Origin of the sequence: Micromonospora echinaurantiaca (assembly GCF_900090235.1) — a bacterium.
In the GTDB taxonomy this organism is placed as follows: Bacteria; Actinomycetota; Actinomycetes; order Mycobacteriales; family Micromonosporaceae; genus Micromonospora; species Micromonospora echinaurantiaca.
In genome coordinates this window covers 5572495-5587545 of record NZ_LT607750.1, presented here as the reverse complement: position 1 = coordinate 5587545, position 15051 = coordinate 5572495, and the positions used below count along the sequence as shown (strand labels likewise).

Below are 15051 nucleotides of genomic sequence, written 5' to 3'. Positions count from 1 at the left end.
GTCCGGGACATCCCTGGACTGACCCGGAGGCCAGGTCAGGGGCTCAGCGCGAAGTACCCGCGTTCGGCCGCCTCCTGGAGCCGCCACTGGTCCCGGTACCAGCCCGGAGCCGCCACCAGGTCGGCGTGCCGGCCGCGCTGCACCACCCGTCCGGCGTCCAGCACCACGACCTCGTCCAGCCCGGCCAGCCCGCTGAGCCGGTGGCTGATCAGCAGCACCGAGTGCCCGGGCGGGGTGGCGGCCAGGGTGGCGGCGAGCACCGCGTCGGCGGCGGCCGGGTCGAGCCCCTCGGTCGGCTCGTCGAGCACCAGCACGCCGGGAGCGGCGAGCAGCGCCCGGGCCAGCGCGAGCCGCTGCCGCTGGCCGCCGGAGAGCTGCCCGCCCTCCTCGCCGACCACCGTGTCCCAGCCGTCCGGCTGTTCGTGTACCCAGTCCAGCAGGCCGGCCGCCGCGGTGGCCGCGGCCAGCTCGTCGTCGCTCGCCCCGGCGCGGCCGAGCAGCAGGTTGTCCCGGACCGAGGCGTGGAAGACGTACGCCTCGGCGAGCAGGCCGCCGACCGCGCGGGGCAGCTCCCGCTCGGAGTACGCCGACAGGTCCCGCCCGTCCAGCGTGACCCGGCCCGCCTCCGGCCGGACCGACCCGGTGAGGACCGCGGCGATGGTGCTCTTGCCCGCGCCGCTCGGCCCGACCACGGCCACCCGTCGCCCGGCCGGCAGGTCGAGGTCGAACCCGACCAGCGCGGGCGCGGCGCCGGCCCGGTAGCGCACCGTCAGGTCGGTGAACCGCACGTCGTGCGGCGCCGCCGCGCTCACCGTGGCGGGTGCCGTCTCGCCTCCCGCGCCGGCGCCCACGCGGGCGGGTGCGACACCGGTCCCCGCCGGCTCGGCCTCCACCGGTGCGGTGTCGGTCGGTGCGGCGTCGAGCAGGGCGGCGACCCGGGTCAGGCCGGCGCTCAGCTGGGTCCGCTGCCGGGCGGCGCCGACCAGCGCCAGCGCCACCTCCACCGCGGCGAGCGCGCCCACCGCGAGCACCCCGACCAGCACCCCGTCGACGTCCCGGGCCAGCGCGACGAACACCACGGCGGCGGCGGTCAGCCCGGCGACCAGCACGCCGGCCGCGTCGATGGCGAACCCGGTGGCGGCCAGCCGCCGTTCCAGCCGGGCCAGCCGCGCGGTACGCCGGCCGGCGGCCGCCAGCGCGGAGCCGGTGGCGCCGAACGCGGCCAGGTCGGCGGCGCCGTGGGTGAGGTCGACCGCGTCGGCGGCCAGCGCCCCGCGTAGCGGTGCCACCTCGGCGGCGGCGCGTCGGGTCAGCGCGGTGGCCAGCGCGGGCAGCGCCACACCGGCGACCAGCAACCCCACGGCGAGCGCCCCGGCGGCGGCCGGGTCGATCAGTGCCGCCGCGCCCACCGCCACCACGCTGACCAGCGCCGCCGCCGAGGCCGGGACGAGCACCCGCAGCAGCAGGTCCTGCACCGCCTCCACGTCGGAGACCAGCCGGCTCAGCGCGTCCCCGGTGCGCTGCTCGGGCGCCCGGCGGGCGGCGAGGGCGGCGAACACCCGAGCCCGGACGTCGGTGACCAGCCGCAGCACCGCGTCGTGCCCGGCGAGCCGCTCGGTGTAGCGGAACACGCCCCGGCTGACGGCCAGGGCGCGGACCGCGACGATCGCCACCGTGAGCCGGTCCAGCGGCGGCCGGCCGGCCGCGCTCATCAGCAGCCAGGTGGCGGTGGCCATCAGGGCCAGCCCGGCGAACTCGGTCACCGCGGCGAGCAGTCCGGCGCCGAGCAGCCGACCCAGGTACGGCCGGGCCAGCCGCAGCACGGTGCGCTCGGGACGGGTCACCGCGATCACCGGAGCACCTCCGCGGTCGGTACCGGGGTCAGCTCGGTGACCCGGCCGTCCTCGACCCGCAGCACCCGGTCGGCGTCGGCGAGCAACGCGGGGCGGTGTGCCACCAGCAGCGCCGTCCGGCCGGCGACCAACCGGCGGGTGGCGGCCAGCACGACCGCCTCGGACGCGCTGTCCAGCCGGGCGGTGGGCTCGTCGAGCAGCACCACCGGGGCGTCCCGCAGGAACGCGCGGGCCAGGGCGACCCGCTGCCGCTGGCCGCTGGAGAGGCCGTGCCCGCGCTCGCCGAGCACGGTGGCCAGCCCGTCCGGCAGTCCGGCGACCACGTCGTCCAGCGCAGCGTCGCGCACCGCGGCGGCGAGTGCGGCGTCCGGGGTGTCGGGGGCGCCGAGCCGGATGTTGTCGGCCAGCGAGGCGGCGAAGAGGTGGGCGCGCTGCGGCACCCAGGCCAGTTGCCGGCGCCAGGCGTCCGGATCCGCGTCGGCCAGGTCGACGCCGCCCACCGTGACCCGGCCGGCGGTCGGCGTGACGAAGCCCAGCAGCAGGTTGAGCAGGGTGCTCTTGCCGGCGCCGCTGGGCCCGACGATCGCGATCCGCTCGCCGGGCCGGATGGTCAGCGTGACGTCCCGCAGCGCGGTGGTGCGCTCGTACTCGACGGTCACCGACTCGAACCGGATCTCCGCCCGGCCGTCCGGGGCGGGACCGCGCCGCTCGGCCGGTGCCGGTGGGGTGGCCGAGACGGTGAGCGCCTCGTCCAGCGCGGTGAGCCCCTCCATGCTGGCGTGGAACCGGGCCCCGGCCGCCCGCAGCGGCAGGTACGCCTCGGGGGTGAGCAGCAGCACCAGCAGCGCCGTCTGCAGGGTCAGCCCGCCGCCGAGCAGCCGCAGCCCCACCGGCACCGCGACCAGCGCCACCGAGAGGGTGGCCACCAGTTCCAGCACCAGGGCGGAGAGGAAGGCGATGCGCAGCGTCTTCATGGTCGCCACCCGGTGCCCGTCGGCCATCCGGCGGACCACGTCCACCTGGGCCCGGGCCCGGCCGAAGGCGCGCAGCGTGGGCAGCCCGGCGACCATGTCGAGGAAGTGCCCGCCGAGCAGCGACAACCGCCGCCACTGGCGTTCGGTGGCGGCCTGGGCCTGCCAGCCGAGCAACGCTCCGAAGATCGGGATCAGCGGCAGGGTGACCGCGATGATCAGCGCGGAGCTCCAGTCCGCGAGGAAGATCCGGCCCAGCACCGCCACCGGCACGGTGACGCTGAGCACGAGCTGCGGCAGGTAGCCGGTGAAGTAGGCGTCCAGGGCGTCCAGCCCGCGCCCGGCCAGGGTGGCCAACTGCCCGGCGCGCTGACCGGCGACCCAGCCGGGGCCGTGCCGGCCGACCGCGGCGAGCAGTTCCACCCGCAGCGCCGCCTTGACCGTCGCCGCGACCCGCGCCGACACCGTGCCCTGCGCCCAGACCAGCAGCGACCGCGCGGCGACCGCGGCGACCAGGCCGGCCAGCGCCGGCCGGTCGAGCCGCCCGTCGAACGCGGTCGCCAGCAGCGCCGCCAACGCGGTGGCCTGGGCCACGACCAGCCCCGCGGCGACCACGCCGAGCAGGGCGAGCACGGCGAGGTCGCGCCGGGCCGCGGGGACCCGGCGCAGCAGACGCGGGTCGAAGGGACGGCGGTTCACCAGTACACCGGTGCCCTGCCGTCGGTCCGTCCCCGGAAAACCCACCAGCACATCAGCTGAAAGCCTAGTAGGGCCGGCAGCAGCGGCACCGTCAGCCAGCCCAGCAGCCGCAGCGTGGGGTCGCTCGCCGCCGCGTCGGCCACGGTCAGCGACGCGCCCGGATCGACGGTGGAGACCAGCGCGTACGGCCAGAGGGCCGCGCCGACCAGCGCCACCAGCGCGGCCAGTGCGGTGCCGGTGGCGGCGAAGGCCAACCCCGGCCGCCGGCGGGCGAGCGCCGCCCGGGCCAGCAGCAACGCCCCGGCCAGCAGCACCGGCGCGAGCAGCCCGGCGACCGGCCGCTGCACGGTGTCGCGTACCCGCTCGGAGAGCAGGCCCAGGACGGTGGCCGCGCCGACCGCGGCGAGCGCCACCGGGACCAGCCGGCGGGCCAGCCGGCCGGTCGCCTCGGCGTCGGCGGCCGGCAGCCGCAGGGTGAGGAAGGTCGCACCGTGCGCCGCGACCAGCGCCAGCACCGCGAGCCCGGCGGCGGCCACGAACGGGGTGAACAGGTGGGTCACCCCGGCGACGTGCCCGTCGGCGTGCAGCGGTACGCCCTGGAGCAGGCCGGCGAGCAGGGCACCCCAGCCGAGCGCGGCGAGCAGGCTGCCGATCACCACCACCCGGTCCCAGCCGGCCCGGGACCGCTCGCCGGACGGGCGGCTGCGCAACTGCACCCCGGCGGTCACCAGGATCACCCCGACCAGCGCGCCGACCACGGCCGGATAGAACCCGGAGAGCAGTTCGCCCTCCAGCATCGGGAAGGCGCCGAACAGGATGCCGACGGCGGCGACCAGCCACACCTCGTTGCCGAGGAAGAACGGCCCGACGGCGTTGAGCGCCGCCCGGCGGCGGGCCGGGTCGGTGCCCCGGGCGAGCAGCAGGCCGACGCCGTAGTCGTAGCCGCCGAGCACCAGGTAGGTGGCGAAGAAGAGGCCCAGCAGGGCGTACCAGGCGAGTTCCACGGTGGTCTCCCTCAGGCGAAGACGGGCACGGGGCGGGTGTCGGCGGGCGGCTGGGTGGGCGACCGGCCCAGCGCCGGGTCGGCGGCGCCCCGGGCGGCGTGCCGGGCCAGCAGCACCCAGTTGGCCACCGCCAGGGTGCCGAGCAGCAGGCTGAAGCCGATCAGCGAGGCCAGCATCACGCCGGGAGCGACGCCGGAGACGGCCTGGTCGGTGGGGAGCAGGCCGTACGCCACCCAGGGCTGCCGGCCCACCTCGCGGGCGATCCAGCCGAGGATCACCGCGACGAACGGCAGCGGCAGGGCGAGCAGGATCAGCCAGAGCGGGAAGCGCAGCCGGATCGCCCAGTCCCGCCAGAGCAGCGGGAGCAGCAGCCAGAGGGCGCCGAGGGTGAAGCCGATCAGGATCATGAAGCCGAGTCCGACGCTGGCCAGCACCGGCGGGGTGTAGTCGCCCGGGCCGAACCGGGTGGTCCACTCGGCCACCAGGGCGTCCGCCTCCGGTCCGCCGCCGAACTTGGTGGGCTGCACCTGCCCGACCGGCGCGAACTGGGCGAAGCCGAAACCCTGCACCATGGTGATCGACAGCGCCGCGGTGACCAGGCCGATCCGCAGCGAGGTACGGAACAGCCCGTAATCCGGGGTGCGCCGGATCAGGTGCCAGGCGCTGACCGCGGCCATCAGCATCCCGCCGACCAGCAGCGCCGCGAAGACCACGTGGCCGAACGCCATGCCGAGGCTGGGGTTGGTGAGCAGGGCGGTGAAGTCGGTGAGGTGGGCGACTCCGTCACGCAGTTCGTAGCCGACCGGGTTCTGCAGCCAGGAGTTGGCCACCATGATCCAGAACGCCGAGGCGTACGCGGTGAGCGCGACGCCCCAGAGCAGCGCGAGGTGGACGCCCTTGCGCAGCCGGTGCCACCCGAAGATCCACATGCCGAGGAAGGTCGACTCGAGGAAGAACGCCACCAGCGTCTCGATCGCCAGCGGGGCGCCGAAGACGTTGCCCACGTAGCGCGACAGTCCGCTCCAGTTCAGGCCGAACTGGAACTCCATCACGATGCCGGTGGCGATGCCGAGCACGTAGTTGATCACGTAGAGCTGACCCCAGAACCGGGTCAGCCGCCAGTAGACCGGCTTGCCGGTCAGCACCGCGGTGGTCTGCAGCCCCACCAGCAGGGTGACCAGGCCGAGCGTGACCACCACGAACAGGAAGTGGATCGAGGTGGTGGTGGCGAACTGCAGTCGGGCGAGGAGGAGGGTGTCCATGGCCGGCTCTCCGTACTGTCGGCTCACTTGTCGTAGTGAGCCTACACGTAGATTCTCTACACATAACTACTACGCCTTGTCGTAGGAGAGCCTACGACAAAGCGTAGTAGTTCGGGGGGCGCATTTAGGCGCGGGGATCAGCTGAGGAAGAGCGAGATCGGCAGGGCGGCCACGGTGGTGGCCACCGCCAGGGCGACGGCGCCGAGCACCCGGGGCGGCCGATCGGGCACCAGCAGCCGCTGCACCCGGACGTCCAGGTCGCGGTCGCCGAGGCCGAGGGCACCGACGGGGGTGATCTTGTCGCCGGCCGTGGCGAACCGGCGCAGCGCGCGGCCCAGGGCCTCGGGGTGCGCCTCGCGGGCCTTGTCGTCGGCGCGCATCTCGACCAGCAGGGCGACCCGCTCGTGGATCCCGCGGACCCAGCCGAACCAGGGCAGCGCCCGGCAGAGCGCGGTGAACGGCAGCAGCACCAGGTCGTGCCGCTCCTGGGCGTGCGCCCGCTCGTGGCTGAGCACTGCCGCCAGCTCGGCGCGGTCCAGCAGGCTGAGCGTCCCGGCGCTGACCACCACCTGCGGCTTCACCCCCGGCAGGCAGTACGCCGCCGCGCTCGGGTGGTCGAGCACCAGCGCGCCGGGCGCCGCCGGATCGTTCCGGGCCACCAGGGCGAGCAGCTCCCGGTGCCGGCGCTGGGCCCGCACGGTGTGCAGCAGGGTGCGTACGGTCGTGGTCAGCAGCACTCCGCCGATGCCGAAGCCGAGGGCGACCAGGCTCAGCTGGACGGCCCCGAGGCCCGGCGGCAGGGTGCCGTGCACCAGGTCGTCGCCCAGGGCCAGCAGCGCGCTCCCGGTCGGCCGATCGTACGGGGCCAGCCCGACCGCGATCGGCAGGCCCATCTCGGAGAGGCCGAGCGCCAGCCCGACCGCCTGCCAGCAGAGGATCGCCACCCGGGGGCTGCGCCACGTCCAGGTGGAGCGGGCCAGCACCTGCGCGGTCAGCAGGCAGGCCGCCATCGACGCGGCGAAGTGCAGAGCGTACGCCACGGCCGCCGCCCTACCGGTCCGCGGCCTCGTCGGCGACGGGCGGGCGGACCACCCGGTCGGTCGGCGCCTCGACCCGGTCGGTCAGCTCACCGGAAGCGGCCGACCCTGCGGCGGCGGCGTCGGCGGCCAGCGCGGCGCGCAGCACCTCGGCCTCGGTGCCGGTCACCGAGCGGGCGAAGCGCACCAGCGCGGCGTCCCGGCTGCCGCCCAGGTCGAGCGCGTCGAGCATGAGCTGGGCGATGTACGCCTCACGGCTGGCCGCGGCCCGGTAGCGCCAGGCCCGCCCCTCCCGCTCGCGCTGCACCATGCCCTTGCCGGCCAGCCGGTCCAGCACCGTCATCACCGTGGTGTACGCCAGCTCGCGCCCGGCCAGCGCGTCCGCGACCTCCCGCACGGTGACGCCGTCCGACGTGGCGGGGACCGAGTCCCACAGCACGTCCATCACCGCACGTTCGAGATCACCAAGCCGAGTCACCCCGCAATCCTACCCCTCGTAGTAGGACGTGCGATCGGCCACATCGCCGTGCGGTCGAGCGGACAGAAACTCGCCCGGTCCAGACCCCGGAGTCCGTCGGGGGACCGGCGGAGGCTGCTCGACGGCCGCGGCAGGGACGGTCGGGTGAACAGGCCGGTCCGTTGAGGCCGACACCGGCCCCGGGCGATCGACACCGGCGCGGCCGTTCGGTCCGGCTTGCCGCGCTGCGGTGTCCGCTACCAGACCGTCGGCTTTCCGCCACCGTCTCGAGATTGGTAGACGACCTTACCTACCGAGGAGGCGACCATGAGCGCTCGCGTTCGCCGGCTGGCCGTCGTGCTCACCACGGCGGCACTCCTGCCGCTCGACGCCGGGCCGGCGGCCGCGGCCGCCGCCGCGCCCCCCGCGCCCGCCGCAGTGGTCGCCGAGGTCGACGACCTCGCCGTCCGGGTGAGCTGGACGCCGCCAGCCGACGCCAGCGGCATCACCGGATACCGGGTGAGCACCGTGCCGGCCGGGCTGTCCATCGACCTCCCGCCCGGCGCGGACAGCGCGGTGCTGGCCGGCGTACGACCCAACACGCCGTACGTCGCGCAGGTGGCGGCGCTCGCGGGCAGCGAGGTGTCGCCGGTCACGCAGGCCGAGCAGCCGGTCACCGTCGCCGCCCCGGGCGGGTCGCTCACCGCCGTGCCGCCGGCTCGGCTGCTCGACACCCGTTCGGGCCTGGGGGCACCACCGGCTGCCACCCGACAGGTGACCCTCACGGTGACCGGTCGGGGCGGCATACCCGGCACGGACGTGGCCGCTGTGGCCTTGAACCTGACGGTTACCCAGCCGCTCGGCCCGGGCTTCGTCACGGCGTACCCGGGCGGCACGGCGCGACCGACGGCGTCGAACCTCAACTTCCTCAAGGGTCAGACGGTCTCCAACCTGGTCGTGGTGCCGGTCGGGTCGGAGGGCACGGTCGTCCTCTACTCGTCCGTTGTGACCCACCTGGTAGCCGACGCGGCGGGCTGGTTCTCGACCGCCGCGACGGCGTCACCCGCCGCCGGTCTCTTCCACGGACTGAGCCCCGCCCGGCTGGCCGACACCCGGACCGGGCTCGGTGGCACCACCCCCGGTCCAGACGGCCGGCTCGACCTCCAGGTCACCGGGGCTGGTGGGGTGCCCACCTCCGGCGTGTCGGCGGTGGTGCTCAACACCACGGTGGCCGGGTCGACGGCCGCCGGATTCGTGACGGCTTTCCCGGCGGGACAGCCCCGGCCGACGGCTTCCACGGTCAACTTCGCCGCGAAGCAGGTTCTCGCGAACCGCGTGATCGTGCCGGTCGGCAGCGACGGCAAGGTGAGCTTCTACAACCGGGCGGGATCGACTCCGCTCGTCGTCGACGTCACCGGGTGGTTCGGTGACGGATCGGATCCGGCGGCGGGCGGCGCTTACCTCGCCAGCGTCCCACCCACCCGGATCGTGGACACCCGCACCGGCCTTGGCGCCGCGGCGGGTCCGGTGGCCGGTGGCGTCTCCCTGCCGGTCGCGGTAGCCGGTCGCGCCGGCCTGCCGGCGGCGAGCGCGCCGGTGCCGGCCACCGGCCTCATCGCCAACGTCACCGCGGTCGCGCCCACGAATCCGGGCTTCCTGACCGTCTACCCGTCGCTCACCGAGCGACCCACCGCATCCGATCTCAACTTCACCGCCGGCGCGGTCGTGCCCAACCTCTCCGTGGCGCCACTCGGCGTGGACGGTGCGACGCTCGTCTACAACCACGCCGGCGCCACCCACGTCGTCATCGACGTGGTCGGCTATTTCCTGGGCGACACCGCTACGCCCAGCAGCACCCGGCAGGCCCGGCCGGGCGACGTCGAGGCCGTCACCGGGACGCCCGGAAACACCCGTCAGGTCGTCCTGACCCCGGCGGCCGCGGTACCGGAGATCGGCGAGGTGCTCGCCGCCGGCGTCGCTCCGGCCACCCCGGACGGACTGCTGGTCAAGGTCGTCGACACCGGCACGGACGCGGCGGGGAACCCGGTTCTCACCACCGAGCCGGCGACGCTCCAGGAAGCCTTCGGGGCCGGGCACTTCTCGGTGTCGGCGCCACTGTCCGCCGACGACGTGACACCCGCTGGAACGGCTCCGGGGGGCAAGCCGGCACTGACCCCGGAACGCCTTCAGCGGCGCCTGGCGGCGCGGGAGTCGCTCCGCGCGGTGGCGCAACCGATCGACCGGGCGGTCAGTTGCTCTGGCGGTGGCTCGGTCCGGGTGATCGGCAGCGTCAGCGTCAGCCCGTCGGTCAACCTCTCGGTCGAATGGGGCTGGTTCTCGGTCAAGTCGGCCACGTTCACCGGCACTCTCTCGCAGGACGCCTCGCTGACCGCGTCAGCCCAGGCCGCGAGCGGCTGCACCCTGGGCCCGGTGCCGCTGCTCCCGACTCCGGTCCGCTTCACGCCGATCACCTTCAGCATCGGGCCGGTGCCGGTGGTCGTCACGCCGCAACTGCAGTTCTACCTCTCTGCCAACGGCACCGTCAGCGCCCAGGTCACCGCCGCCGCCGTCCAGCGCGCCTCCGGCACGCTGGGGCTGTCCTGGTCCGATGCCGGCCTCCGCCCGATCGCCCAGACCAGCAGCAGCTTCAGCTACACGCCGCCCACCCCGTCAGCAAGCGCGTCGCTGCGAGCGAGCGTCGGGCCCCGGCTGGAGCTGTTCCTGTACGGGCTGGCTGGCCCCTACCTGACGGCTGGCATCACCGTCGAGCTGTCGGCCAACCCGACCGCGGAACCGTGGTGGACGCTCACCGGCGGCCTGGACGCGGGCGCCGGGATCGCGTTGCCCTCGCTCGGCTTCGACAAGAGCAACCCGTCGATCCTCCACTACCGCAAGGTGCTCGCGCGTGCTCCGTTGCCTCAGCACCTCTACGTGGTGGAGTGCGTGAGCAGCGACTGCTACACCACCCTGCGGCTGGTGCAGACCGACGACCGGGGCGGCGCGCGGCGCCAGATCGGCGGCACCTACACCGGCGGAGGGCTAGGACTGGCGGTGAACCCGGCCGGCACCGAGGTGGTGTACCGTCGCGCGGCGCCCGGCGGCGGTCTCACCCTCTTCGTCCGCAACATCGCCACCGGGCAGGACCGGCAGCTCACGTACCAGGACCCCACTTGCAGCGTCGACACCTTCGACAAGTTCCCGGTGTGGTCCCCGAACGGTGCGACGATCAGCTTCTCGCGCAGCAGCAGCTTCGGCTGGTACACCTGTCCCACCGACGGCATCTACACCGTCCCCGCCAGCGGCGGCACGCCGACCCGGATCTCCACCCGACGCGAGGACGGCCCGCCGTCCTGGAACCCCGGCAACAGCCGGTGGGCCGTCACGACCGCGACCCAGCCCCCGACCCTCTACACGAGCGCGAGCAACGGCAGCGGTAAGCAGACCGTCTACACCGGGCGCAGCGGGGAAGGCTTCAGCCCGGCCGCGTGGTCACCGGACGGCTCGACCATCGCGTTCGGTACCCACGGCGGCGCCGTGTACGGGTACTCGCCGGCCGGCGTCCGGCTGTGGAGCCTGACGCCGGCCAACTACTGCACCGGGTACCCGGTCGCCTGGGCCCGGGACAGCGCGTCGCTGTTCTACCTCGGGTGTCAGTCGGGCAGCCTCTCCCGAACGATATATCGGATCAATGCGGCTTCCGGCTCGACGCCTACACCGATCGTGTTCGAACGCACGGTCGAGGCGGTGGCGGTGGGCCGCTGACTCAGACGCCCTTCGGGTGCCAGACGGTCTTGGTCTCCAGGAGCGAGGTCATCCGGGTGACGCCCGGGTCGGCGAACCAGTCGTGGTCGGCCGGCGCCGGCCGGAGCACCCGCTTGAGGTTCTCCGCCGCCTTGACCTCCAGGTCGGCCGCCAGGTCGGCGTCGGCCACCCCGGTCAGGTCGATCGCGTTGACGTCCATGTGGCTGGCCAGCGTCGGCACCGTGTCCGACAGCCGGCCGGTCAGGATGTTCACCACGCCACCCGGCAGGTCCGAGGTGGCGAGCACCTCGGCCAGGGTCACCGCCGCCAGCGGCTCGGCCGGCGAGGCGGCCACCACCACGGTGTTGCCGGTGACGATCGCCGGGGCGATCACGCTGACCAGGCCGAGCAGCGCCGGGGACGCCGGGGCCACCACGGCCACCACGCCGGTCGGCTCGGGCGCCGACAGGTTGAAGTACGGCCCGGCGACCGGGTTGGCGCCCCCGTAGACCTGGGCGAGCTTGTCCGACCAGCCGGCGTACCAGACCCAGCGGTCGATGGCCGCGTCGACCTCGTCGCCGGGCACGCCGAGCGCGACGAACTGCTCGCGCCGGCCCTCCAGCATCTCGGCCGCCCGGTAGAGGATCTGCCCCCGGTTGTACGCGGTGGCGCCGGCCCAGCCCTTGACCGCGGCGCGGGCGGTGACGACGGCGTCCCGCGCGTCCTTCCGAGACGCCAAAGACACGTTCGCGTCCTGCACGAGATACGACCGTCCCGACTCGCTGCGCGGGAACTTCCCGCCGATGAAGAGCTTGTACGTCTTGCGTACCGCGACCCGCTCAGACATTGAGGTAGCCCTCCAGCCCGTGCCGGCCGCCCTCGCGACCGTAGCCCGACTCCTTGTAGCCGCCGAACGGCGAGGTGGGGTCGAACTTGTTGAACGTGTTGGCCCAGACCACTCCGGCGCGCAGCCGGTCGGCCATCCACAGGATCCGGGACCCCTTGTCGGTCCAGATCCCGGCCGACAGCCCGTACGGCGTGTTGTTGGCCTTCTCGACGGCCTCGGCCGGGGTGCGGAAGGTCAGCACGGACAGCACCGGGCCGAAGATCTCCTCGCGGGCGATCCGGTGCGCCTGGGTGACCCCGGTGAAGATGGTCGGCGCGAACCAGAAGCCCCGGTCGGGCAGCTCGCACGGCGGCGACCAGCGCTCCGCGCCCTCGGCGGACCCGGCCTCGGACAGTTCCCGGATCCGGGCCAGCTGGGCGGCTGAGTTGATCGCGCCGATGTCGGTGTTCTTGTCCAGCGGGTCGCCGACGCGCAGCTGGGCCATCCGCCGCTTCAGCGCCTCCAGCACCCGGTCGGCGACGTTCTCCTGGACCAGCAGCCGGGAGCCGGCGCAGCAGACGTGCCCCTGGTTGAAGAAGATGCCGTTGACGATCCCCTCGACCGCCTGGTCGACCGGGGCGTCGTCGAAGACGATGTTGGCGGCCTTGCCGCCCAGCTCCAGGGTGAGCTTCTTGCGGGTGCCGGCGACCGCGCGGGCGATGGCCCGGCCGACCTCGGTCGAGCCGGTGAAGGCGACCTTGTCCACGCCCGGGTGCTCGACGAGCGCGCGGCCGGTGTCGCCGGCGCCGGTGACGATGTTGACCACACCGGCGGGCAGGTCGGCCTGCTGGCAGATCTCGGCGAAGAGCAGCGCGGTCAGCGGGGTGGTCTCGGCCGGCTTCAGCACCACCGTGTTGCCCGCCGCGAGGGCGGGGGCGATCTTCCAGGCCAGCATCAGCAGCGGGAAGTTCCACGGGATGACCTGCGCGGCGACGCCGAGCGGCCGGGGGTTCGGGCCGAACCCGGCGTGCTCCAGCTTGTCGGCCCAACCGGCGTAGTAGAAGAAGTGCGCCGCCACCAGCGGGATGTCGACGTCCCGGGACTCCTTGATCGGCTTGCCGTTGTCCAGCGACTCCAGCACCGCCAGCTCGCGGGAACGCTCCTGGATGATCCGGGCGATCCGGAACAGGTACTTGGCCCGGTCCCGGCCCGGCATCGGGCCCCAGACCTTCTCGTACGCCGCCCGGGCGGCGCGCACCGCGCGGTCGACGTCGCCGGCACCGCCCTCGGCGACCTCGGCCAGCACCTCCTCGGAGGCCGGGTTGATCGACTTGAACGAGCCGCCGTCGGTGGGGTCGACGAACTTCCCGTCGATGAAGAGCCCGTACGAGGGCTTGATGTCCACCACCGAGCGGGACTCGGGGGCGGGGGCGTATTCGAACATGGCGCTCAGTCCAGGGTGAAGTAGTCGGGACCGGCGTAGACGCCGGTCGTCAGCTTGGTGCGCTGCATCAGCAGGTCGTTGAGCAGGCTGGAGGCGCCGAAGCGGAACCAGTCCGGGTCCAGCCAGTCCGCGCCGACGGTCTCGTTGACCATCACCAGGTACTTGATCGCGTCCTTGGTGGTCTTGATGCCGCCGGCCGGCTTCACGCCGACCTGCCGGCCGGTGGCCGCCCGGAAGTCGCGGACCGCCTCCAGCATCACCAGGGTCACCGGCGGGGTGGCCGCGACCGGCACCTTGCCGGTGGAGGTCTTGATGAAGTCGGCGCCGGCCAGCATGGCCAGCCAGGAGGCGCGCCGCACGTTGTCGTAGGTGGCCAGTTCGCCGGTCTCCAGGATCACCTTGAGGTGGGCGTCCCCGCAGGCGGACTTGGTGGCGACGATCTCGTCGTACACCTCGTTGTAGCGGCCGGCCAGGAACGCGCCCCGGTTGATCACCATGTCGATCTCGTCGGCGCCCGCCTCGACGGCGGCCCGGGTGTCGGCGAGCTTGACCTCCAGCGGGGCCTGACCCGACGGGAAGGCGGTCGCCACGCTGGCCAGGTGGACGCCGGAGCCGCGCAGCACCTCGGCCACGTACGGGACCATGGCCGGGTAGACGCAGACCGCGCCGACGTGCGGGCAGGACGGGTCGGCCGGGTCGGGGCGCAGCGCCTTGGCGGCCAGCGCGCGCACCTTGCCGGGGGTGTCCGCGCCTTCGAGGGTGGTCAGGTCGACCATCCGGATCGCCAGGTCGATGGCCTGGGCCTTGGCGGTGGTCTTGATGGAGCGGGTGCCGAGCTGTGCCGCCCGCTGCTCCGCGCCGACCTGGTCCACGCCCGGCAGGCCGTGCAGGAAGGTCCGCAGAGCGGTCTCGGATCGTCCCAGCTCGGAGAGATCCGACCGGGCCGACGTCGCTGTCGCCGTCATGCCTGGAAGTCTACGCATCCGACCGATGAGTGATCTTGGTCACGGCGCCGGCCGGTGAGCGGGATCGCTGGTCCGCCCGCACCGGCAGTGCCCGGGCCGCCGGTTCGGTAGGTTGAGCGACCGTGGACGTACTCGTCATTGACCACCCGCTCGCTCAGTCGCGGCTGACCGCCATGCGGGACGCGCGCACCGATTCCGCCAACTTCCGCGCGGCGCTGCACGAACTGACCACCATGCTGGTGTACGAGGCGGCCCGGTCCTTCCCGGTCGAGCGGTACCCGGTGCGGACCCCGGTCACCGACACCGAGGGCACCCGGCTGGCCAACCCGCCGCTGCTGGTGCCGGTGCTGCGGGCCGGCCTCGGCATGGCCGACGCGGCGCTCGGGCTGCTGCCGGAGTCCTCGATGGGCTTCGTCGGGCTGGCCCGCGACGAGGAGACCTACGAGCCCCGCGCCTACATGGAGTCGCTGCCCCGCGACCTGACCGGGCTGCCGGTGCTGGTGCTCGAGCCGATGGTGGCCACCGGCGGCTCGCTGGAGCACTCCTGCCGGCTGCTCGCCGACCGGGGCTGCACCGACATCACCGTGCTCTGCGTCCTGGTCGCACCCGTCGCCATCGAACGGCTCAAGCGGTCCGGGCTGCCGTTGCGGCTGGTCACGGCCTCGATTGACGAGGGCCTGAACGACAAGATGTTCATCGTCCCCGGCCTCGGCGACGCCGGTGACCGCCAGTTCGGCGGCATGCCCCGGTTCTGAACCCGTCGGGCGCGCCCCACGCCGAGTTCGTGCGTGG

Annotated in this window: 11 protein-coding genes; 2 read left to right on the top strand and 9 right to left on the bottom strand. The window is 74.1% G+C overall.

The window, feature by feature from the left end; translation table 11 throughout:
- Positions 1–35 precede the first annotated feature (35 nt).
- From cydC to GA0070609_RS25105, 6 genes are all read right to left on the bottom strand, one after another.
- Complete coding sequence (gene cydC, locus GA0070609_RS25130; protein WP_088996074.1) at positions 36–1853, bottom strand: thiol reductant ABC exporter subunit CydC; 1818 nt, start codon at positions 1851–1853, stop codon at positions 36–38.
- Positions 1850–3523, bottom strand: a complete 1674-nt coding sequence (cydD, locus tag GA0070609_RS25125; RefSeq protein ID WP_088996073.1) for a thiol reductant ABC exporter subunit CydD — start codon at positions 3521–3523, stop codon at positions 1850–1852. The genes cydC and cydD overlap by 4 nt, the downstream gene beginning before the upstream one ends.
- Positions 3520–4527: a cytochrome d ubiquinol oxidase subunit II gene (gene cydB, locus GA0070609_RS25120; RefSeq protein WP_088996072.1), complete on the bottom strand. Its 1008-nt coding sequence runs from the start codon at positions 4525–4527 to the stop codon at positions 3520–3522. Before cydB ends, cydD begins: the two co-directional genes overlap by 4 nt.
- Before the next feature lie 11 nt (positions 4528–4538).
- Positions 4539–5789: a cytochrome ubiquinol oxidase subunit I gene (locus tag GA0070609_RS25115; protein ID WP_088996071.1), complete on the bottom strand. Its 1251-nt coding sequence runs from the start codon at positions 5787–5789 to the stop codon at positions 4539–4541.
- A 137-nt stretch (positions 5790–5926) separates the two neighbouring features.
- The gene (locus GA0070609_RS25110; protein WP_088996070.1) at positions 5927–6829 is read right to left on the bottom strand and encodes a M56 family metallopeptidase; all 903 of its coding nucleotides are present in this window, start codon (positions 6827–6829) and stop codon (positions 5927–5929) included.
- A gap of 10 nt (positions 6830–6839) precedes the next feature.
- Positions 6840–7304 carry a BlaI/MecI/CopY family transcriptional regulator gene (locus tag GA0070609_RS25105; protein WP_088996069.1) on the bottom strand — a complete coding sequence of 155 codons (465 nt, stop codon included), beginning with the start codon at positions 7302–7304 and terminating at the stop codon, positions 6840–6842.
- 306 nt (positions 7305–7610) lie between these two features.
- Between GA0070609_RS25105 and GA0070609_RS25100 the strand changes: the two genes are divergently transcribed.
- Positions 7611–11045, top strand: coding sequence for a fibronectin type III domain-containing protein (locus GA0070609_RS25100; RefSeq protein WP_088996068.1), 3435 nt, complete (start codon positions 7611–7613; stop codon positions 11043–11045).
- A gap of 1 nt (position 11046) precedes the next feature.
- Here the strand turns inward: GA0070609_RS25100 and GA0070609_RS25095 are convergent, their stop codons facing one another.
- The 3 genes from GA0070609_RS25095 to deoC are packed head-to-tail and all read right to left on the bottom strand — an operon-like array spanning position 11047 to position 14259.
- Complete coding sequence (locus GA0070609_RS25095) at positions 11047–11871, bottom strand: aldehyde dehydrogenase family protein (RefSeq protein WP_088996067.1); 825 nt, start codon at positions 11869–11871, stop codon at positions 11047–11049.
- The gene (locus GA0070609_RS25090) at positions 11864–13294 is read right to left on the bottom strand and encodes an aldehyde dehydrogenase family protein (RefSeq protein WP_088996066.1); all 1431 of its coding nucleotides are present in this window, start codon (positions 13292–13294) and stop codon (positions 11864–11866) included. Before GA0070609_RS25090 ends, GA0070609_RS25095 begins: the two co-directional genes overlap by 8 nt.
- A gap of 5 nt (positions 13295–13299) precedes the next feature.
- Positions 13300–14259: a deoxyribose-phosphate aldolase gene (deoC, locus tag GA0070609_RS25085; protein ID WP_088996065.1), complete on the bottom strand. Its 960-nt coding sequence runs from the start codon at positions 14257–14259 to the stop codon at positions 13300–13302.
- A gap of 122 nt (positions 14260–14381) precedes the next feature.
- Here deoC and upp point away from each other — a divergent pair, with 122 nt between their 5' ends.
- Positions 14382–15014 carry a uracil phosphoribosyltransferase gene (upp, locus tag GA0070609_RS25080; protein WP_088996064.1) on the top strand — a complete coding sequence of 211 codons (633 nt, stop codon included), beginning with the start codon at positions 14382–14384 and terminating at the stop codon, positions 15012–15014.
- Positions 15015–15051: the final 37 nt, after the last annotated feature.

What these genes read in the sequence shown, in the direction of transcription:
- GA0070609_RS25100 (WP_088996068.1), top strand. Translation starts at nt 7,611, where the DNA reads ATGAGCGCTCGCGTTCGCCGGCTGGCCGTCGTGCTCACCACGGCGGCA.
- deoC (WP_088996065.1), bottom strand. Translation starts at nt 14,259, where the DNA reads ATGACGGCGACAGCGACGTCGGCCCGGTCGGATCTCTCCGAGCTGGGA.
- GA0070609_RS25095 (WP_088996067.1), bottom strand. Translation starts at nt 11,871, where the DNA reads ATGTCTGAGCGGGTCGCGGTACGCAAGACGTACAAGCTCTTCATCGGC.
- GA0070609_RS25115 (WP_088996071.1), bottom strand. Translation starts at nt 5,789, where the DNA reads ATGGACACCCTCCTCCTCGCCCGACTGCAGTTCGCCACCACCACCTCG.
- GA0070609_RS25090 (WP_088996066.1), bottom strand. Translation starts at nt 13,294, where the DNA reads ATGTTCGAATACGCCCCCGCCCCCGAGTCCCGCTCGGTGGTGGACATC.